Raw genomic sequence first — 20,294 nt, 5'->3', positions numbered from 1 at the left:
AGATGATCACCAACCCCATCCTGCCGGGCTTCCATGCCGACCCCTCCATCTGCCGCGTGCCGGGCACGGACGGCGATGACTACTACATCGCCACCTCCACGTTTGAGTGGTGGCCGGGCGTGCGCATCCATCACTCGCGTGACCTCGTCAACTGGCGCCACCACAGCTATGCCTGCACGCGCACCAGCCAGCTGGACCTGACCGGCCACCCCGACTCCGCCGGCGTCTGGGCGCCCTGCCTGACGTACTCGGGCGGCCAGTTCTGGCTGATCTACACCGACGTGCGCTCCACCATCGGCGCGTTCAAGGACACGCACAACTACCTCATCACGGCGCCCAGCATCGACGGCCCGTGGAGCGAGCCCATCTACCTGAACAGCTCGGGCTTCGACCCCAGCCTGTTCCATGACGTTGATGAAAACGGTGGCGTCCGCCACTGGCTGGTCAACCAGCAGTGGACGCACTGGCCGGGCAAGAACCACTTCAACGGCATCCTGCTGCAGGAGTACGACCACGAGGCGAAGAAGCTCGTCGGCCCGATCAAGAACATCTACGCCGGCACCGACCTGGGCGTCGTCGAAGGCCCCCACGTCTACAAGCGCAACGGCTGGTACTACCTGCTGACGGCCGAAGGCGGCACCTTCTACGAGCACGCCGTGACGCTGGCCCGCTCGCGCCAGCTGGACGGTCCCTACGAGACGCTGCCCGGCAACCCGCTGCTGACCGCCTGGCAGAAGAAGACCGACGGGCTGCAGCGCAGCGGCCACGCCAGCCTCGTCGAGACCGCCAACGGCGAATGGTTCATGGCCCACCTGTGCGGCCGCCCGCTGGAGTGGACCGGCCCCAACGCCGCCAACAACCAACCCGAGGACGGCTACGCCGGCCTGCACTGCCCGCTGGGCCGCGAGACGGCGCTGCAGCGCATCCAGTGGCGCGATGACGACTGGCCCGAGATCGTCGGCGGCAACGGTCAACAACCGAGCGTCAACGTCGAGCTGCCCAACCTGCCGGCCCATCCCTTCCCGGCCGAAGCCACGCGCGACGACTTCGACACGCCGGTGTTCAACGGCCACCTGAACTCACTGCGCAAGCCGTTCGACGAGAGCTGGGCGTCCCTCACCGCCCGCCCCGGCCACCTGCGCCTGACGGGCCGTGAGTCGCTGATGAGCCTGTTCGACCAGAGCCTCGTCGCGCGCCGCCAGCAGCACTTCAACTGCCGCATCGAGACGCGCGTGGAGTTCGAGCCCGGCAGCTTCCACCAGATGGCCGGCCTCGTGGCGTACTACAACACGCGCAACCACGCCTACCTGCACGTCACGCGCGACCCGGACAGCAACGCCCGTGTCGTCTACCTGACCGTCAACCGCGATGGCGCCATCAACGGCCCCGCCGCGCCCGTGCCGCTCGCCGACGGCCCGGTGGACCTGGCCGTCGAGTTCAGCCACGACACCTACCAGTTCTCGTTCCGCCAGGGCGGTGCCGCGTGGCAGCCCCTCGGCCCGGCGCTGGACACGGCCATGCTGAGCGACGAGTTCGCAACGCGCTTCATCAACGGCTTCGCCAACAACTTCGGCTTCACCGGCAACTTCGTCGGCATCGCCTGCCAGGACCTGGCCGGCACGCGCACCACGGCAGACTTCGATTACCTCAGCTACGAAGCCAAGGCCTGATTCAAGACAGACCCTTCAAAGGGCGACACCTCAGAGAACCAGAGGAGACACATGAAAACCCAGCCCTTGTCCTTCATCGAGAAGGCCGGATACAGCTGCGGCGACGCCGCGGCCAACTTCGTCTTCATGACGATGGTGCTGTTCCAGCTGAACTTCTACACGGACGTGTTCGGCCTGTCGGCCAACACGGCCGCGGCCATCCTGCTGTGGCCGCGGCTGTGGGACGCCATCTTCGACCCCGTCATGGGCGTGCTGGCCGACCGCACGAACACCCGCTGGGGCAAGTTCCGACCCTGGGTGCTGTGGACGACCATTCCCTGGTGCGTCGTCATGATCGCCGCCTACACGACGCCAGACCCCAGCTGGGGCTGGAGCACGGGCATGGTCATCGCGTATGCCGGCATCACCAACACGCTGCTGATGACGCTGTACTCGATGAACAACATGCCCTACTCGGCGCTGGGCGGCGTGATGACGGGTGACCTCAACGAGCGCACCAAGCTCAACTCCTACCGCTTCGTGTCGGTCAACGTGGCGCAGTTCATCGTCGGCGGCTTCACGCTGCCGCTGGTGGCCAAGTTCGCGCAAGGCCATGACCGCGCCCACGGCTGGCAGGTCACGATGACGATCTGGGCCGCGCTGTGCCTGGTGCTGTTCCTCATCACCTTCGTCACGACCAAGGAGCGCATCAAGCCCATCGTCGAGACGCAGTCCTCGCCGCGCGAGGACTTCGCCGACCTGCTGAAGAACGGCCCGTGGATCGCGCTGGTGGCCTACACCGTCTTCAACTTCGGCATGCTGACGCTGCGGGGCGGTGCCCACTTCAACTATTACCACCACTACGTCGACAAGGCCGCGATGTTCGACTTCGTGTCGGCCTTCGGGCTCACCACGCCCGACCCGAACGGCACCGGCAGCCTGGCCGACACCCTGGGCTACATCGTGCACGGCACGCGCGACAGCCTGGCCCAGTCCAACGTGGCGGACGTGTTCAACAGCATCATCAACATGGCCGGCTTCGGCACGACGCTGGTCGTCATCATGCTGTCCGCCGGCATGTCGGCGAAGTACGGCAAGCGCGCCGTCGCGACCGCCGGCTTCGCGCTGTCGACGCTGGCCGCCTTTGCGCTCTACCTGCTGCCGCCCGACGCGGTGTGGCTCATGCTGGGCCTGCACATCCTCGGCGCCGTGTTCTACGCACCGACCATCGCCGTCATGTGGGCCATGTATGCCGACGCGGCCGACTACTCCGAATGGCAGACCGGCCGGCGCTTCACCGGCATGGTGTTCGCCACCATCGGGTTCTCGCTGAAGTCGGGCCTGGCGCTCGGCTCGGCCGTGTTCCTGTGGTGCCTGGCCGGCTTCTTCGGCTACGACACGCAGCACCCCTCGACCGCCGGTGCCATCGAGGGCTACCGCGTGATGTCGAGCTTCGGCGTCGGCGCCTGCTTCGCCGCCTGCACGCTGTGCCTGCTGGTCAACAAGCTCAACAAGCAGACCACGCTCCAGATGGCCGATGAACTTGCCCAGCGTCGCCGCCAGGCTGGCGTCGGCGCCGACGATGCCGAGCCGCGCCAGGGCACCGTGCCGGCCACCGCCTGAACCCCCACAACCCCTCCCCCATCACCTTTCCCGCAGTCAAGGACCTCGCCATGAGCACCGCCTATTCCGATCTCCCCGTCGTTCAGTACGAAGGCCCCTCGTCCACCAACCCGCTGGCCTACCGCTGGTACGACGCCAAGCGCGTCGTGCTGGGCAAGACGCTGGCCGAGCACCTGCGCCCCGCCGTCTGCTACTGGCACAACTTCTGCTGGAAGGGCGAGGACGTCTTCGGCCTGGGCAACACCGTGTTCCAGCGCGAGTGGTTCAACGAGGCCGACCCGGTCAAGGCTGCCTACATGAAGCTGGACGCCGCGTTCGACTTCTTCGGCAAGCTGGGCCTGCCCTACTGGTGCTTCCACGACCGCGACGTGGCCCCCGAGGGCGCGACGCTGGCCGAGTCCAACCGCATCCTCGACGGCCTGCTGGAAGCCGCTGCCAAGAAGATGCAGGACGGCAAGGTCGGCCTGCTGTGGGGCACGGCCAACCTGTTCTCCAACGGCCGCTTCATGAGCGGTGCCGCCACCAACCCTGACCCCGCCGTCTACGCCTACGCCGCCGCGCAGGTGAAGCACGTGCTGGAGTGGACGAACCGCCTGGGCGGCCAGAACTACGTGCTGTGGGGTGGCCGCGAAGGCTACGAGACGCTGCTCAACACCGACCTCAAGCGCGAGCTGGCCAACTACGGCCGCTTCCTGACCTCGGTCGTCGAGCACAAGCACAAGATCGGCTTCAAGGGCACCATCCTCATCGAGCCCAAGCCGCAGGAACCCACCAAGCACCAGTACGACTACGACAGCGCCACGGTCTACGGCTTCCTGAAGACCTACGGCCTGGAGAACGAGGTCAAGGTCAACATCGAGGTCAACCACGCGACGCTCGCCGGCCACAGCTTCGAGCACGAAGTGGCCACCGCCTGCGCACTGGGCATCTTCGGGTCTCTGGACGCCAACCGCGGTGACGAGCAGCTGGGCTGGGACACCGACCAGTTCCCCAACAACCACGTGCAGCTCGTGCCGGCCATGCTGGAGATGATCCGCGCGGGCGGCTACACCACCGGCGGCACCAACTTCGACGCCAAGGTGCGCCGCCAGTCCATCGACCCGATCGACCAGCTCGAAGGTCACATCGGCGGCATGGACACGATGGCCCGCGCCTTCCTGGCCGCCGCCGCGCTGTTCGAGAGCGGCCAGCTGGAGAAGGCCGTGGCCGACCGCTATGCCGGTTGGGAAGGCGACCTGGGCAAGAAGATCACCGGCGGCGCTTCGCTGGACGATCTGGCTTCGCTGGTTCACGCCCAAGGCATCTCGCCCCAGCCGCGTTCGGGCCGTCAAGAGCGTCTCGAGAACATCGTCAACAACTTCGTCTAAAACTGTTGGCCCCTCGCTCAGGCTCGCCTGCTGAACGCGGGCGAGCCTGATCGGTCCCCCGAGGGGACGGCGATGCTTGCGGCATTGAGCCGCAAGCACATCGCCAGACGGGCCGGCTTGGGAGCGGCCCGGCGCTCGGCCCGCGAAGGCACCACGGCCACCACCAACCAGACCTGAATCACCATGTTTCTTGGCATCGACCTCGGCACTTCCGAGATCAAGCTGCTGCTGCTCGACGAGCAGCACACCATCGTCGCCACCACCGGCGTGGCGCTCACCGTGCAGCGGCCTCAGCCGCTGTGGAGTGAGCAGAACCCCGCCGACTGGTGGGCCGCGCTAGATGCCGGCATGGCCAGACTCCAAGCCGACCATGGCGCCGCGCTCGCGCAGGTGCGCGGCATCGGCCTGTCGGGCCAGATGCACGGCGCCGTGACGCTGGACGGCGACAACACCGTGCTGCGCCCGGCCATCCTGTGGAACGACGGCCGCAGCGGCCCGCAGTGCGAGCAGATGATGGCGGCCTGCCCCGAGCTGCCGGCCATCACCGGCAACCTCGCGATGCCGGGCTTCACGGCACCGAAGCTGGCCTGGATGCGCCAGCACGAGCCCGATCTGTTCGCCCGCGTGGCCAAGGTGCTGCTGCCCAAGGACTGGCTGCGCCTTCAGCTGACCGGCGAAGCGGTGAGCGAGATGAGCGACGCCGCCGGCACGCTGTGGCTGGACGTGGCCCAGCGCTGCTGGTCGCCTGTCGCGCTAGAGCTGACCGGCCTGAATGAATCCCATATGCCCCGCCTTGTCGAAGGCTCCGAAGCCAGCGCGACGCTGAAGGCCGAGCTGTCCGCGCGCTGGGGCCTGCCCGCGGGCATCCCCGTTGCCGGTGGCGGCGGCGACAACGCCGCCAGCGCCGTCGGCATGGGCGTCGTGAAGCCCGGCGACGGCTTCCTGTCGCTGGGCACGTCCGGCGTCATCTTCCTGTGCAATCCAGCCTTCAGCCCCAACCCGTCTCGTGCGGTGCACGCCTTCTGCCATGCGCTGCCCGACACCTGGCACCAGATGAGCGTCATCCTCAGCGCCGCGAGCGCACTGCGCTGGGCCACGCTGATGCTGGGCATGCCCGGCGGCGAGGCCGACCTGATCGCCAAAGCCGCCGCGCTGACCGACACGCAGCGCCAGCAGGCGCCCCTCTTCCTACCCTACCTCAGCGGCGAACGCACGCCGCACAACAACGCCAACGCGCAAGGCGTGTTCTTCGGCCTCACGCATGAACACGGCGCCGCCGAGATGGGCTACGCCGTGCTGGAAGGCGTGGGCTTCGCGCTGCTAGACGGCTGGCAGGCGCTGCAAGCCGGCGGCGGCCATGCCGAGCAGCTGTGGCTGGTGGGCGGCGGTGCGCGCAGCGAATGGTGGGCCAAGCTGCTCGCCTCGCTGCTGAACGTGCGCCTGGTCAACGGCGTCGGCGCCGAGGCGGGTGGCGCCTTGGGCGCCGCGCGCCTGGCCTGGCTGGCCACGGGCGGCACGGTGGACGAGGTCTGCCGCACGCCCAACGTGGCCCGCGTCGCCGAACCCGACCCCGCCTTGGCTGCCGCACTGCAACCTCGCTTTGAACGCTTCCAGCGCCTTTACGCGGCGCTGCGCAGCGAGTTCAGCTAACCCGTTTTCACCCTTCGAGGCCATGCCGCGTCAAGCGGCAGGGCCGCGCTTTGCCAGAAAAAATGAACAGCCTCGACCTCCTCCGCCAACACACCACCGTCGTCGCCGACACGGGCGACTTCGACCAGCTCGCCCAGTTCCGGCCGCAGGACGCGACGACCAACCCCTCCCTCGTGCTGAAGGCCGTGCAGCAGCCGCGCTACCGCACGCTGCTGGAGCGGGCCGTGGCCGCGCACCCCGGCGCGGCCGCCAGCACCGTGGCCGAGCACCTGCTCGTCGCGTTCGGCGTCGAGATCCTGAAGGTCGTGCCGGGCCGCGTGTCCACCGAGATCGACCCGCGGCTGTCGCACGACACCGCCGCGTCGGTGGCGACGGCACGCCGCCTCATCGACCTCTACGCCGCCGCCGGCGTGCCGCGCGAGCGCGTGCTCATCAAGCTGGCGTCCACCTGGGCCGGCATCCAGGCCGCCCGCGAGCTGGAGCAGCAAGGCATCCGCACCAACCTGACGCTGCTGTTCTGCCTGGCCCAGGCCAGGGCCTGCGCCGATGCCGGCGTGCAGCTGATCTCGCCGTTCGTGGGCCGCATCTACGACTGGTTCAAGAAGACGGCCGGCAAGAGTTGGGACGAGGCCGCGATGGCCGGCCCCAACGACCCCGGCGTGCGCTCCGTCGTCGAGATCTACCGCCACTACAAGCGCCACGGCATCAGGACTGAGGTGATGGCCGCGAGCTTTCGCAACAGCGGCCAGATCCTGGCGCTGGCCGGCTGCGACCTGATGACCATCAGCCCCGCGCTGCTGGCCGAGCTGCAGCAGGCGAACACGCCCGTCGAGCGCCGCCTGATGCCGGCGGCCACGACCGAGCCCGCACCGGCCGCGATGACCGAGGCCGAGTTCAACGGCGCGCTCGCTGCCGACGCGATGGCGCGCGACAAGCTGACCGAAGGCATCGAGCAGTTCATCACCGACACCGAGACGCTGGAACAGCTGATCCGCACCCATCAAGCCTGAACACCATGCAAGACCTCACCCTCGCCGCCAACGCGCTGCGCATGCTCGCCATCGACGCCGTGCAGCAGGCCAACTCCGGCCATCCCGGCATGCCGATGGGCATGGCCGACATCGCCGCCGTGCTGTGGAGCAAGCACCTGCGCCACAACCCGGCCGACCCGACCTGGCCCGGCCGCGACCGCTTCGTGCTGTCCAACGGCCACGGCTCCATGCTGCTGTACGGCCTGCTGCACCTGAGCGGCTACGACCTGCCCATGGATGAGCTGAAGGCCTTCCGCCAGATGCACAGCAAGACGCCGGGCCACCCCGAGGTGGGCCTGACGCCGGGCGTCGAAACCACCACCGGCCCGCTGGGCCAGGGCCTGGCCAACGCAGTCGGCATGGCGCTGGCCGAGCAGCTGCTGGCGGCGGAGTTCAACGCGCCGGGCCACACGCTCGTCGATCACCGCACCTTCGTCTTCGTCGGCGACGGCTGCCTGATGGAAGGCATCTCGCACGAGGCCTGCTCGCTGGCCGGCACCTGGGGCCTCGGGAAGCTGGTCGTCATCTACGACGACAACGGCATCTCCATCGACGGCGACGTGAAGGGCTGGTTCGGCGACGACACGCCGGCCCGCTTCGAGGCCTATGGCTGGCGCGTGCTGCGCAACGTCGACGGGCACGACTTCGCGGCCATCGATGCGGCGCTGGCCACTGCCACGCAGGACGATGGCCGCCCCACGCTGATCTGCGCGAAGACCACCATCGGCAAGGGCTCGCCCAACAAGGCCGGCGGCCACGACGTGCACGGCGCGCCGCTGGGCGCCGCCGAAGTGGCGGCCGTGCGTGAGGCCTTGAGCTGGCCGCATGCACCCTTCGTCGTGCCTGATGAAGCCCGCGCGCCGCTGGACGCCCGCCACCGCGGCACCGCCGCGCAGCGCGAGTGGGAGGCGGTGCTCGCCGCCCATCCCCGCGCCGCCGAGTTCATGCGCCGCGTGCGCGGCGAACTGCCTGCCAGCTTCGACGAGCAGGCCGCCGCCCAGCTCGCCGCCACCGTCGCCAAGGCCGAGACGATCGCGTCGCGCAAGGCCTCGCAGAACAGCATCAACGCGCTCGCGCCTGGCATGCCCGAACTGCTGGGCGGCTCGGCCGACCTGGCACCGTCCAACCTCACGCAGTGGCAGGGCTGCACGTCCATCGAGAAGGCCGCGGCCGGCGGCAACTACCTGCACTACGGCGTGCGCGAGTTCGCGATGGTGGCCATCCAGACCGGCATCGCGCTGCATGGCGGCTACCGCCCCTTCGGCGGCACCTTCCTGATGTTCTCGGAGTACGCCCGCAACGCCATCCGCATGGCCGCGCTGATGCGCACCAACCCCATCTACGTCTTCACGCACGACTCCATCGGCCTGGGCGAGGACGGCCCCACGCACCAGCCGGTCGAGCAGGTCGCCACGCTGCGCCTAGTGCCCAACCTGGACCTGTGGCGGCCGGGCGATGCCGTCGAGACGCTGGTGGCCTGGCAGACCGCCGTGCGCCACCGCCACACGCCGACGGCGCTGGTGCTGTCGCGCCAGAACCTGCCGCACCAGCACCGCGACGAGCCCACGCTGGCCGCCATCCACCGCGGCGGCTACGTGCTGGTGCGCGAAGCAGCCGACACGCCGCTGCAGGTCGTGCTGATCGCCACCGGCTCGGAGCTGGACCTGGCCGTGCAGGCGCAAAAGCGGCTGGCCGAGCAAGGCGTGAACGCCCGCGTCGTCTCGCTGCCCTCCTGCTTCACCTTCGAGCAGCAGGACGCCGCCTGGCGCGCCAGCGTGCTGCCCGCCGGTGTGCCGCGCGTGGCCGTGGAGGCTGGCGTGACCGGGCCGTGGCGCCAGTACGTCGGGCTGGAGGGCGCCGTTGTCGGCATCGACAGCTTCGGCGAATCGGCGCCCGCCGCGGCGCTGTACGCGCACTTCGGCGTGACGGTGCAGGCCGTCGTCGACGCGTCGCTGCGCTGCATGGGCCGCTGAGCGTCCGCCCGCGCTCGCGGGCCGTGTCAGCGGGCGCCGCCCTCGATAATCCAGCAGCCACGGCTTGTTCGAGACGCCCCCTTTCACCATGGACAAATTCCTGCTGCAGCAACAGGTGCTGGAACGCCTCGCCGAAGACCTGCGGCAGACCGAGGAGGCCGCGCGGGTGGCGCATGAGACGGCGACGCACGAAGAGAACATCGCCGAGAACAAGTACGACACGCTGGGCCTCGAGGCCGCCTACCTGGCCACGGGCCAGGCGCGTCGCGCCGAAGCCATCCGCCAGGCGATTGCCAACTGGCGCCAGTTCCGCCCCCGCGCCTACGACGACAGCCTGGGCATCCAGGTCGGCGCGCTGGTCTGCCTGGTCGACGCCGACGACAGGCAGCAGCAGCTCTTCCTCGGCCCGGAGGGCGGCAGCATGAAGCTGGGCAACGGCGACGAGCTCGTGCAGGTCATCAGCAGCCAGGCGCCATTGGGCCAGGCTCTGCTGGGCAAGCGCGAAGGTGACGAGGTGTGGCTGCAGGTCGCGCCCGCCCGGCTGCAGTTCGAGGTGCTGCGGGTGCATTGAGCCACGCCCATTCGCCTGATCGCCCGCCTGCACCCATGGACGCATCGACGCCGGCACCGCACACGCCAGCCTCTCCCCCGAGCCCGCAGCTGCCGCGGCTCTACACGTTTCGCCGCTGCCCCTACGCGATGCGCGCACGCATGGCGCTGCTGCAGGCGGGGCGGGAATTCGAGGCCGTGGAGGTGGTCCTGCGCGACAAGCCGGCCAGCTTGCTGGCCCTGTCGCCCAAGGCGACGGTGCCGGTGCTGCAGCTGCCCGATGGCCGCGTCATCGACGAGAGCTGGGACATCATGCGCTGGGCCCTGGCCGCGCCCGACGCCGACGACACGCAGGGCTGGTGGGCGCGGGCGCAGTCGCCTGACAACCTGGGCCTGGTGCAGCGCAACGACGGCGACTTCAAGCGCCACCTGGACCGCTGGAAGTACCCCCAGCGCTACGCGGGCGAGCCCCTCCCGCCGGATGGCCACCGCGACGCCGCGGTGGCCGTGCTGCTGCGGCCGCTGGAGGCCAGGCTGCAGGCCGCGCCATTCCTGGGCGGCGCCACGCCCTGCGCCACCGACCTGGCCGTGATGCCCTTCGTGCGCCAGTTCGCCGCCGTGGACCCGGCATGGTTTGCAACGCTGGTGGTGCCGTCGGTGCGGTCATGGCTGGATGGCTGGCTCGTCGACCCGCTGTTCGTCGCGTGCATGCACAAGCTGCCGGCGGCCGGCGTGCATCGCTTTCCACCGCTCTGACCCTGGCCCCTCAGTACAACCGCAGCGTCGTGTCGACATGCCACGTCCGCCGGATCTCGACGACGTCGTAGTCGCGCAGCAGCGCCGGTGAAAACGCCGGGTAGTTCTCCAGGCTGCGCACGATGCGCGTGATGGCTTCGTCAACGGCCGGCACGCCGCTGGAGCGCACGAGGGTGACCGCCTCCACCGAGCCGTTGCTGCGCACGGCCACCGTGACGACGGCGTCACCCGCGGGCTGGCGGGTCAGCTCGCGCAGTTGCTCGGGGCCGAGGTTGTTCTCGATCTTGCGCGCCCAGGCCTCGCCGTAGGCGGCCAGTTCCACATTCGAGTCGGTGCGGCCGAACAGCCGGCCGCGGCGGGCCGGGGCCCAGTCGGGGCGCTGGCGTTCGGCATCGCGGCGGGCCGCCTCTTCGTCGAGCTGGCGGCCGATGGCGCGCTTGCGGGCTTCACGCTGTTCTTCCTCGGCCTGGGCCAGCGCCTTCGCCGCGGCCAGCTTGTCGGCGGCCTGGCGTTCGGCGGCGAGACGGGCCGCCTCGCGGCGCGCGGCGTCGGCGCGCTGGGCGTCCAGCCGGGCGGCCTCGGCGCGGGCAGCCTCCTGGCGGGCAGCCTCGGCGCGGTCGGCGGCCTGCTTCAGCGCGTCCAGCCGCGCAGCTTCCAGGCGCTGTGCACCCTGCTGGGCCTGCTGGCGGGCGGCGTCCAGCTGGGCCAGCTCGCTGGCACGCTCGCCGTCGGCGCGGGGGCGCAGGCCATCGGCGGCGCGGCGCAGGCGCTCCAGGCCCGGCGCCGACGCCGCCCCCAGCGTGGCGACGACGGCGGCCGGCAGCGCGGCGGCGTCGGGCCGGGCCGCGTCCAGCGACGCGCGCTCACCGCTCAGCCGCAGCGCGTCGCCGCGGCGCAGGCTCTCCAGCGCGGGGGCGGAAGCCGCCGACAGCATGCCCACGGCGGAGGCCGGGCGCGGCGGCTCCAGCGCGGCGAGATCAGCCACGGGTTCGGTGCGCAGGCGCAGCGAGTCGCGGGCGCGTGCCAGCGCCTCCACGGCCGGGCTGGACGCCGCGGACAGCGCCGCCACGGCGGCCATCGGCACTGCGGAGGCAGCGGGCACGGCGAAGGCGGCGTCGCGCCGAGGCACGGCCAGCAGCGCGCGGGCCACGGCGGCGGGCGGGTCGAGGTCGTCGGCCGACAGCAGGTGCACCTCGGCCGCACCGGGCTCGGGCGACGTCTCGGCCGGTGCCGTGTCGGCCGGCACTGCGGCCGTGGCGTCGGCTGCTGCCGCATCGGGCGGCGCGGGCGCGGCGGGCGGCGGTGCGGGCGGGGATTCCAGCTGCACGCGCAGCTCGGGCACTTCGACGCGGCGTGTCTGCCACGGCAGCTCCAGGCCCGGCAGGCCCACGCCGTCGCCGAAGCTGAGGCTGAGCAGCAGGCCGTGCACCAGCAGCGACGCCACCAGCGCCGGGGGCAGCCGCCAGCGGCGGCGCGGCCAGGCGGCAGCCATCACGCCCATGCCGCCCTGCCCCGCTCCGAGTCGATGTCGCTGAACCTCATCGGCGCGATTGTCGGCGCGGGGCTGCGGTCGGGCGGGCGTGGCCGCCCCCTCAAAGCTGGGTCGGGGTCAGTCGTTGCGCGGGCCGTGGTCGTGGCCGTCCCAGCAGCCGTGGCCGCCCTCGGGCTGCCAGCCGACCCGGATCAGCGTCGCCGCGGCGCCGGCCGACGCAGGAGCGCGCGGGTCCAGCGCCTTGTCGATGACGTCCACCAGCCCGCGCAGGTGGGCCTGGCGCGTGAAATCGCCGCGCGCCGCGGCGGCGGCGATGACGCCCTTGAGCTCGCGCATCTCGGCGCGCACGCCGGGCTCGCTGTCGTCCAGGCCCAGCGGGTTGCCGAGGGCCAGGCGGGCGGCCAGCGTCTCGACGTAGTGGCGCTGCAGGCCGCGCCGCGGCGCGGGAATGGCGGCGGCGCCACCCAGCTCGGTGAAGACGCCGCGGCGCAGGTCGGCCAGCAGGTCGGCCAGCCGGTAGGCGCGCGCGCCGAGCTGGGCCTCCTGCGTCATCAGCCGCTGCGTTCGCTGCGGGGACAGCAGGTAGCGCAGCAGGCTGCGCTGGTTCATGCCCAGCGGCAGCGACACCCCCGTGGCGCCCAGGCGTTGCACGATGGCCGGGTCCAGCATCCACGGCGGCGTGGCCAGCATCTGCTCGGCCAGGAACTTCATGGCCCGCGCCTGGCGCTCGCGCGGCACGGGCTGGGCGATGGCGCCGGGCTGGTCGTTGTGCTTGTTCTGCACCTCGTAGCCGCCCACGACGGCCACCACGTGCGACAGCTCGCGCCCCCATTGCTGCCAGGTGGCGCGGTACAGCCGCTCCAGCAGCTGGTCGTCGCGGCCGTCCTGCGGCACGGCGTCGGGCAGCATCTTGATGACGCGCTGCAGGTTGCGCAGGCCCAGCCCGGTGGCGGCCACGGCGTCGGCATCGCCCACGGCCTCCAGGTTCTCGCCGACGTCGCCGCCCTCGCTGCGCGGTGCGTCGAAGCGCAGCCACGGCGTGGTGGTCTGCTCGCGGGCCCACAGGTTGAGCTGCTGGCGTTCATCGTCGGGCGTCTTCGCGCTCGGGATGGGCATGTAGCCCCAGCGGGTGGCGAAAACGTCGTAGGGGCCGATGCGCGGGATCAGCAGCGCGGGGTCGACGCCGTCCTGCGGCTGCACGACGTAGTTGAAGCGGCTGTAGTCCATGATGGACGGCGTGTGCCCCATGGTCTTGAGCCATTGCGGGTCACGCAGCTTGTCCACGGGGTACAGCGAGCTGGCCTTCATGTTGTGCGGGAAGCCCAGCGAATGCCCCACCTCGTGCGTGACGACGAAGGCCACCAGCTCGCCCATCAGGTCGTCGGGCAGCGGCAGCTTGCGCGCGCGCGGGTCCAGCGGGCCGACCTGCGTGAGGTACCAGTCCTGCTGCAGTTGCAGGATGTTGTGGAACAGCACGACGTTGGCGTTCAGGATCTCGCCGCTGCGCGGGTCGGCCAGGTGCGGGCCGTAGGCATTGGCGATGGGCGATGGCACCCAGCGGATGACGCTGTAGCGCACGTCCTCGGGGTCGAACTCGGGGTCTTCCTCGGCCGTGGGGTAGGGGCGCGCCTGCACGGCGTTGCTGAAGCCGGCGGCCTCGAAGGCGGCGTTCCAGGCCTCGACGCCCTTCTTCACGTAGGGCACCAGCGTGGTGGGGGTGGCCTTGTCGATGTACCAGACGATGGGCTTGACGGGGTCGCTGACGGCCGCCGCCGGGTCCTTCTTCTCCAGCCGCCAGCGCGTGATGAGGCGCTCGCGGCGGGCCTCCTGCAGGCCCTGGCCGAAGTCCGTGCGGCTGACGCTGAGGAAGCCGACGCGGTCGTCGAACAGGCGCGGCATCATGGGCTGCGCGGGCAGCTGCACGATGTTGTAGGCCAGGTTCAGCGACACGCTGCGCGACGGCTGCATGGGCGGCACGATCGTCACGCCCGGCATCGAAGGCGTGGGCAGCGGCGCGACGTTGTAGGTCTGCACGGCGTCCACGCGGATGCTGCCGGGGAAGGCCTTGGTCTTCTCGACGTAGCTGCGGCTGCCGTCCAGCGTGCCGCGCACCATGGTGCGGGCGCTGAAGTCGCCCACCTCGGCGCTGAACATGCGGGACACCTCGATGACCGGCGCGCCGCCCTTGCCGTAGGCCTCTACCGGGAACACGGCCAGGATGGCATCGCGCTGCGACTGGTTGACGGCATCGGCCAGCACGTTGCCCGGCGCCGTCACGGCGGCATGCGTCACCAGCTGCAGCAGCACGCGGTTCTGGTGCAGCACGAAGCGCAGCACGTCCTGGTTCAGCGTGCGGCCCACGTGGTCCTGGCCGGCCGGCACCGCGGTGGCGTTGGCCACCATCAGCAGCGGCTGCTCGAGCAGCGTCTTGGGAATCTCGAAGTACAGCTTGTTCTTGAGGCTGTGCACCGCGAACAGCCCCTGCTGCGTCTTGGCCTCGGCGGTGATGACCTTGTCGAACGGCTTCGGCTCGCTCGGGTCGGGCAGCGTCACCGCCGGCCGGGCGGGCACCGTGGGCGCAGACGCCGCCGGTGCAGCGGGTGCAGGCGGTGTCTGCGCGAGGGCGTGGCCGGTGGCCAGCGCGAGGGTCAGCAGCGCGAGCCGGGCCCTGCCGTAGGTCGTTGTTGTCATGTCATCCCTAAGGTTGCGCGCACCGCGGTGCGCGGCGCCGATATTAGGGATGCGCGAGACGCGCAACGGCTCACGGCAATGAGATTTTTCCCCTTACCAGGCCCGGAACCTCCCGGTGATGTGCAGCAGGTTCATGAACTGCAGCAGGCCGTCGTAGTAGCGCCACTGGCCGGTGGGCGGGTCCAGCGCCCAGAGCGCGTTGACGAAGGGCGCGGCCTGCGCCTCGTCCACCAGCAGCGCGGCGACGGCATTGCACGAGATGAGCCCCTTGGACGGCTCGTCGTTCAGTGGCTTGCCGTCCACCGTGTAGAGGTGGGTGTAGGGCTGCTTCTGCGCGGCGAAGAAGTTCAGCAGCCGGTGGCTCAGGCCGGCCGCGGCGGGGTTCCTGCCCCACCAGGCCTGGTCCACGCTCCAGTTCACCGCGGTGCGGAAGGCGTCGTAGCGGAAGTCCTCGTGGCCGTCCAGCACCTTGGGGCGGCCGTCGAAGTGGGCGTAGTCGGGCGTGAGGCCGGTGCGCGGATGGGCGGCCTTGGAGAAGTAGGCACGGCTGATGACGGCGATCTCGCGCCAGCGCTGGCGGTCCTCGGCCTTGGCAGCGCGGCGGGCCCAGAGTTCGTAGAAGGCCGGCAAGTGGTAGGACGGGTCGCTGAACTCGGCCGCGTCGCCCACCGGCACGAAGACGACCTGGCCGTGCCGCGGAGAGAACATGGAACGCGCGCCTTCCTTGATGCCGCCGTTCATCGTCTCCTTGTGCAGCATGGCGGTCAGCAGTTCCTGCGCCTGCGCGTCGTAGTCGTAGATGCCGGCGCCCTGGCCCCAGCGCGCGGCGGCCATCAGCAGCGCGGTGGCGAAATACTCCTCGCCGTCGGACGCGGGCACCGCGTCCTTGTCGCAGCCGCGGGGCTGGCACTGCCAGCGGAAGTAGCTCTGGCGCGGGCCCGAGCGGTAGCGCATGTGCGTCCACGCCCAGTTCCACAGCGCATCGAACTCGGCCTTGCGACCCATCTGCACGGCCACCATCATGCCGTAGGACATGCCTTCGCTACGCACGTCGTTGTTGCCCACGTCCAGCACGTAGGACGCCGGGCCGTCGGGCGTGGCGGCGGCTGGGTAGACGATGCGCTGGTCCTTGCCGCCCTCGAACAGCGACTTCCAATAACCATCCAGCTTGGCGGCAATGTCGGCCTCGGTGATGTCCGGGCGCAGCTCGCGCAGCAGGTTGCGGTACTTGCCGGTCTCCGCCGCCGCGGCGCCCGGCAGCGCGCTGGTGCGGATGCCGGATTCCAGCACCAGCTTCTGCAGCACCGCGTTGTCGTCCAGCCGCCAGACGCGGATCACATGCCGGCCGGCCGGCAGCTGCACCGAGGCCGCACGCAGCACGAAGTCGTTGTCGATGACGGCCTTGGACCAGTCCTTCTGCTGCTGCGTGTCCGCCGCGCCGGCGGTGGGGATCAGGTCCAGCGTCAGCGTCTGCGGCGCCCGGTCGCCGATGGCGACGGCCACGCGGATGCCGCCGGCCTTGCGCACGTCGACGGTGGGCACCATGTGCAGCGCCAGCGTCCAGCTGTTCGGCAGCGACGTCTCCACCTCGTACTCCACGCGCACGTCGTCGGCCACCGTCGTCGGCGCACGGCCTTGCGGCAGCGCCAGCACGGCGCCCTGCCCATGGCCCAGGTCGGGAATGGCCGTCCAGGCCACGCCCTTGGCCGCGCTGGCGCGCACGAACTGCGTCGCCTCGATGACGCGGGGCTCGTTCGGGCCCGTGTGCCGGAAGGGCTTCAGCTGCGCCAGCACCGCGGCCGCCTCCACAGTGCCGGGCACGCGCTTCACGGCCGGCATGAGGTTCTTGTCGGGCTGCTGCCAGCTCGTGTAGCCGATGTGGACCTGCAGCATCATGCCAGCCCACTTGCCGCCCGCGAGGGCGTGGTACTGATCGCTGATGGCCTGGTCGCGCGCGAAGGCGGCCTCGGCCTGGTCAGCGAACACATTGGCGCGCGGGTCGTTCTTCGCCGCCAGCGTGCGGTTCCAGGCCACCGCGTAATACAGCCGGTAGAGGTTGGCCAGCGCCAGCACCGGGTGCTCGACGAGCTGGAACCACGCGTCGAGCTGGTCGGCGCGCAGGCCGGCCTTGACCTTGGCAACGCGCGCCTCCAGCGCATCCCATTCGGCGATGCGGTCGCCGAAGTCACCGCCGGCCAGCGAGTCGGCGGTAACCAGGCCGAGGCGGAAGCTGTTCGCGTCCAGCAGCTCGGGTTTGCGACGCGCCGCGTACTGGCTGTAGCGCGTGACGATGTCGCCGATCTCGGCCGCCTGCGCCGGGCCGAACGTGGCCGCCGCCCAGTCCTTCGGGTAGGCCTTCAGCGCGGCCGGCGTCATGGCCCTGGGCGCCCAGGCCATGTCCAGGAAGAAGTGGATGGGGAACTCCATCGGCTTGATGTCGCCGACGTTGACGATCCACAGCGCATCGGCGCCATGCTCGTAGGCCAGGTTCATCTGCTGCCAGGTCTTCTCGATCTGGTTGGTGTTGAGCCACTTGTAGTTGCGCGGCCCGCCGACGTAGTCGAAGTGGTAGTACACGCCGTAGCCGCCGGGGCGCTTCGCGTCGCGCGCGGGCAGGCGCCGGATCTGGCCCCAGTTGTCGTCGGCGAACAGCAGCAGCACGTCGTCGGGCACTTTCAGCCCCGCGTCGTAGTAGTCCTGCACCTCCTTGTAGAGCGCCCACATCTGCGGCGTCTTCTCGGCGGGCCGCTTTGTGACGTCGGCAATGATCTGGCGCTGGTCCTTGACGATGGTCTCCAGCAGCGTCGTCGCCGTGTGCTCGCTCATGGGCTCGTCGCCATCGCCGCGCATGCCCACCGTCACCAGCGTGTCGAAGGCCGAGCCGTCGGGCCGGCCCATCATGCGCTGGATGCCGCCGCGCCAGAACTCGCGCAGCTGCGGCGCGTTCTTCGTGTAGTCCCACGCGCCGCCCTTGGCGCGCTGCCACTCGTCATGCGCCCGGCTCATCGGCTCGTGGTGGGACGTGCCCATGACGATGCCCATCTCGTCGGCCAGCACCATGTTCCTCGGGTCGTCGGCGTTGAACGCACGCGGCGGCCACATGGCCGGCCACAGGTAGTTGGCCTTCAGCCGCAGCAGCAGCTCGAACACGTGCGCGTACATCTTCGCGTTAGCGCCGCCGAACTTCGCCTGCGCCCAGGTGCTGAGCGCGGGCGCCTCGTCGTTGATGAAGATGCCGCGGTACTTGACGCCCGGCTCGTCGCCGCGCGCGCCGGCGGTGACGAACAGCTGGGCCTGCGTGGCCACCGGCACGTCCGCCCACCACTGCCAGGGGCTGACGCCCATGCGGGCCGACACGTCGTACGCGCCGAACACCGCGCCGCGACGATCCGAGCCGACGATGACCAGCGCACGCTCCACGCCCACGAAGGGCTTGTCGACGATCACCTGGCGGTAGGCCTCCCAGCGGCCCTGCAGGCCGTCGAGCCGCAGCTTGCCGCTCTTTTGCAGCGCGTCGACCAGCGGGCTGCGGCCCAGCTCGCCGATGACGACCACGTCGCGCGCCACGCGCGGCAGCTGCGCCAGCAACGGCGCCGGCCGGCCGGCCACGCGGCCCAGGTCGCCCGCGAAGCTGCGGCCCACGTGCTGAAGCGCCGGGTCGGCGCCGGCCTCGACGACGACGGCCGCCGGCTGGCCGGCGCGCACCAGCGCCAGGCTGCCCGCCGCATCGCGGGCGCAGACGCTTGCCGGCGTGTCGCAGGCCCAGGCGCTGGTGCCGGCCAACGCCCACCCCAGCGCCAGCAACTTGAACCGGGGCCACCAGGCGCTGGTGCCGGCGTGGAGAATGGAGGTCATGGCATCAAATGGTTGCGCAAACATTCGCAGTCTATAGAGATATATTCTGGCACCTCCCCCTGGGAAACCACTAAGTTTTGCCGATGCACCAAACCATATGATAGCGATAACAATTTGAACATCCTTCCCCAGGCGCTGATATCGCCGCCACGCCCGCGCGCCGTGCAGGCGCTGGACAAGGGCGTCGGCAGTGTCGCGCCGCGTTCCCGTTCCGCCTGCTGATGCCATGACGACTCCTCTCACCGACAGCTCCGCCGAGCAGGTCCGCGCCGCCTGCGCGGCGGCCGCCGCGGCCGCACCCGCCTGGGGCCTCACCCCCATCCCGCAACGCGCCGCGCTGCTGCGCGCGCTGGCCGACGCCTTGCAGGCCGCCCGCGAGGCCCTCGTGCCGCTGGCCGACGAGGAAACCCACCTGGGCCCCGTGCGCCTGAACGGCGAGCTGGACCGCACCGCCTTCCAGCTGCGCGGCTTCGCAGACCAGATCGAGGCCGGCCGCGCCCAGCCCGTGCAGGACGACGAGGCCGTGCCCGGCGCCCCGCCCGCGGGCCGCCCCCGACTCACGCGCGTGGCCGTGCCGGTGGGCCCGGTCGCCAACTTCGCGGCCAGCAACTTCCCGTTCGCGTTCAGCGTGCTGGGCGGCGACACGGCCGCCGCGCTGGCCGCCGGCTGCCCGGTCGTCGTCAAGGTCCACCCGGGGCACCCGCGGCTGTCGCGCGCCGTGTTCGAGCTGGCCGCCGCCGTGCTGCCGGCCGGCGTGCTGCAGCTGGTGGAAGGCGCCGGCACCGCGGTGGGCGTGGCGCTGGTGCGCGACCCGGCCATCGCCGCCGCCGCGTTCACCGGCAGCGTGCGCGGTGGCGTGGCGCTGTGGAAGGAGGCCAACGCCCGCCCGCGCCCCATCCCGTTCTATGGCGAGCTGGGGTCCGTCAACCCGGTCGTCGCGCTGCCCTCGGCGCTGGCTGCCAACGGCGCGGCGCTGGCCACGCAGCTGGCCGGCAGCATCGTCATGGGCTGCGGGCAGTTCTGCACCAGCCCCGGCCTCGTGCTGGTGCGCGATGACGAGCCGAGCCGCTCGTTCGTCAGGCAGCTGGCCGAGGCGCTGGCCGCCGCCAACCCGCATGCGATGCTGAACGCCGGCATCCGCGCCAACTTCAACGCGGGGGTGGCCCGCCTGCACGGCCGCACCGGCGTGAAGTCGCTGCTGGCGCTGCCCGCCCGAGAGGCGGCGCCGGGCGCGCACCTGTTCGCCACCGACGCCGCCACGTTCCTCGCCGACGAGGTGCTGCACGAGGAGGTCTTCGGCCCCAGCGCCATCGTCGTCACCGTGCGCGACGTGGACGAGACGCTGCGCGTGCTGGCGGCCGTCGAAGGCACGCTGACCGTCACGCTGTGGGGCGCCGACGAAGACACGCCCGACCACCGCCGCCTCGTGGTCGGCGCGCAGGCCATCGCCGGCCGCGTGCTGTTCGGCGGCGTGCCCACCGGCGTCGCCGTGACGGCCGCGCAGCAGCACGGCGGCCCGTGGCCGTCGTCGACGAACGCCTTCACGACCAGCGTCGGGTACGCCGCGATGGAGCGGTTCCTGCGCCCGGTCGCGCTGCAGGACGCGCCGGGCTGGCTCATCGACGCGCGGGGGCAGGCATGAACCGCGACGCGCCGGG

At 70.9% G+C, this 20,294-nt stretch carries 12 protein-coding genes; 9 read left to right on the top strand and 3 right to left on the bottom strand.

The features are described 5' to 3' along the window. The first annotated feature begins 2 nt into the window (after positions 1-2). From AC1Q7O_RS01855 to AC1Q7O_RS01820, 8 genes are all read left to right on the top strand, one after another. Complete coding sequence (locus AC1Q7O_RS01855) at positions 3-1,670, top strand: glycoside hydrolase family 43 protein (RefSeq protein ID WP_492662092.1); 1,668 nt, start codon at positions 3-5, stop codon at positions 1,668-1,670. 51 nt (positions 1,671-1,721) lie between these two features. Continuing rightward, positions 1,722-3,272: an MFS transporter gene (locus AC1Q7O_RS01850; RefSeq protein WP_492662091.1), complete on the top strand. Its 1,551-nt coding sequence runs from the start codon at positions 1,722-1,724 to the stop codon at positions 3,270-3,272. A gap of 50 nt (positions 3,273-3,322) precedes the next feature. Continuing rightward, positions 3,323-4,639, top strand: a complete 1,317-nt coding sequence (gene xylA / locus AC1Q7O_RS01845; RefSeq protein WP_492662090.1) for a xylose isomerase — start codon at positions 3,323-3,325, stop codon at positions 4,637-4,639. 183 nt (positions 4,640-4,822) lie between these two features. Continuing rightward, positions 4,823-6,289: a xylulokinase gene (gene xylB / locus AC1Q7O_RS01840; RefSeq protein WP_492662089.1), complete on the top strand. Its 1,467-nt coding sequence runs from the start codon at positions 4,823-4,825 to the stop codon at positions 6,287-6,289. Positions 6,290-6,351: 62 nt separating this feature from the next. Continuing rightward, positions 6,352-7,299 carry a transaldolase gene (gene tal, locus AC1Q7O_RS01835; RefSeq protein WP_492662088.1) on the top strand — a complete coding sequence of 316 codons (948 nt, stop codon included), beginning with the start codon at positions 6,352-6,354 and terminating at the stop codon, positions 7,297-7,299. A 5-nt stretch (positions 7,300-7,304) separates the two neighbouring features. Continuing rightward, a complete protein-coding gene (gene tkt, locus AC1Q7O_RS01830) occupies positions 7,305-9,293 on the top strand; it encodes a transketolase (RefSeq protein WP_492662087.1) in 1,989 nt (662 codons plus the stop codon). An 88-nt stretch (positions 9,294-9,381) separates the two neighbouring features. Continuing rightward, entirely contained in the window at positions 9,382-9,864 is a 483-nt protein-coding gene (locus AC1Q7O_RS01825; RefSeq protein WP_492662086.1) for a GreA/GreB family elongation factor, read from the top strand. 35 nt (positions 9,865-9,899) lie between these two features. Next, entirely contained in the window at positions 9,900-10,598 is a 699-nt protein-coding gene (locus AC1Q7O_RS01820; RefSeq protein ID WP_492662085.1) for a glutathione S-transferase, read from the top strand. 10 nt (positions 10,599-10,608) lie between these two features. On the opposite strand, the gene AC1Q7O_RS01815 is transcribed toward AC1Q7O_RS01820, so the two are convergent. The 3 genes from AC1Q7O_RS01815 to AC1Q7O_RS01805 all read right to left on the bottom strand — a co-directional run bounded on the left by AC1Q7O_RS01815 (position 10,609) and on the right by AC1Q7O_RS01805 (position 18,636). Then, entirely contained in the window at positions 10,609-12,090 is a 1,482-nt protein-coding gene (locus tag AC1Q7O_RS01815; RefSeq protein ID WP_492662654.1) for an energy transducer TonB, read from the bottom strand. A gap of 117 nt (positions 12,091-12,207) precedes the next feature. After that, positions 12,208-14,781 (bottom strand): zinc-dependent metalloprotease, encoded by a 2,574-nt coding sequence (locus tag AC1Q7O_RS01810; protein WP_492661844.1) that lies wholly within the window; start codon positions 14,779-14,781, stop codon positions 12,208-12,210. Positions 14,782-14,874: 93 nt separating this feature from the next. Further along, complete coding sequence (locus tag AC1Q7O_RS01805) at positions 14,875-18,636, bottom strand: glycosyl hydrolase family 8 (protein ID WP_492661843.1); 3,762 nt, start codon at positions 18,634-18,636, stop codon at positions 14,875-14,877. A gap of 226 nt (positions 18,637-18,862) precedes the next feature. Here AC1Q7O_RS01805 and AC1Q7O_RS01800 point away from each other — a divergent pair, with 226 nt between their 5' ends. Further along, the gene (locus AC1Q7O_RS01800; protein ID WP_492661842.1) at positions 18,863-20,278 is read left to right on the top strand and encodes an aldehyde dehydrogenase (NADP(+)); all 1,416 of its coding nucleotides are present in this window, start codon (positions 18,863-18,865) and stop codon (positions 20,276-20,278) included. Positions 20,279-20,294 lie beyond the last annotated feature (16 nt).

It is taken from the genome of Roseateles sp. GW823-FHT07B05 (genome assembly GCF_058794515.1).
Note: the sequence above shows the minus strand (reverse complement) of the source record. Positions and strands in the feature narration are given on the sequence as shown.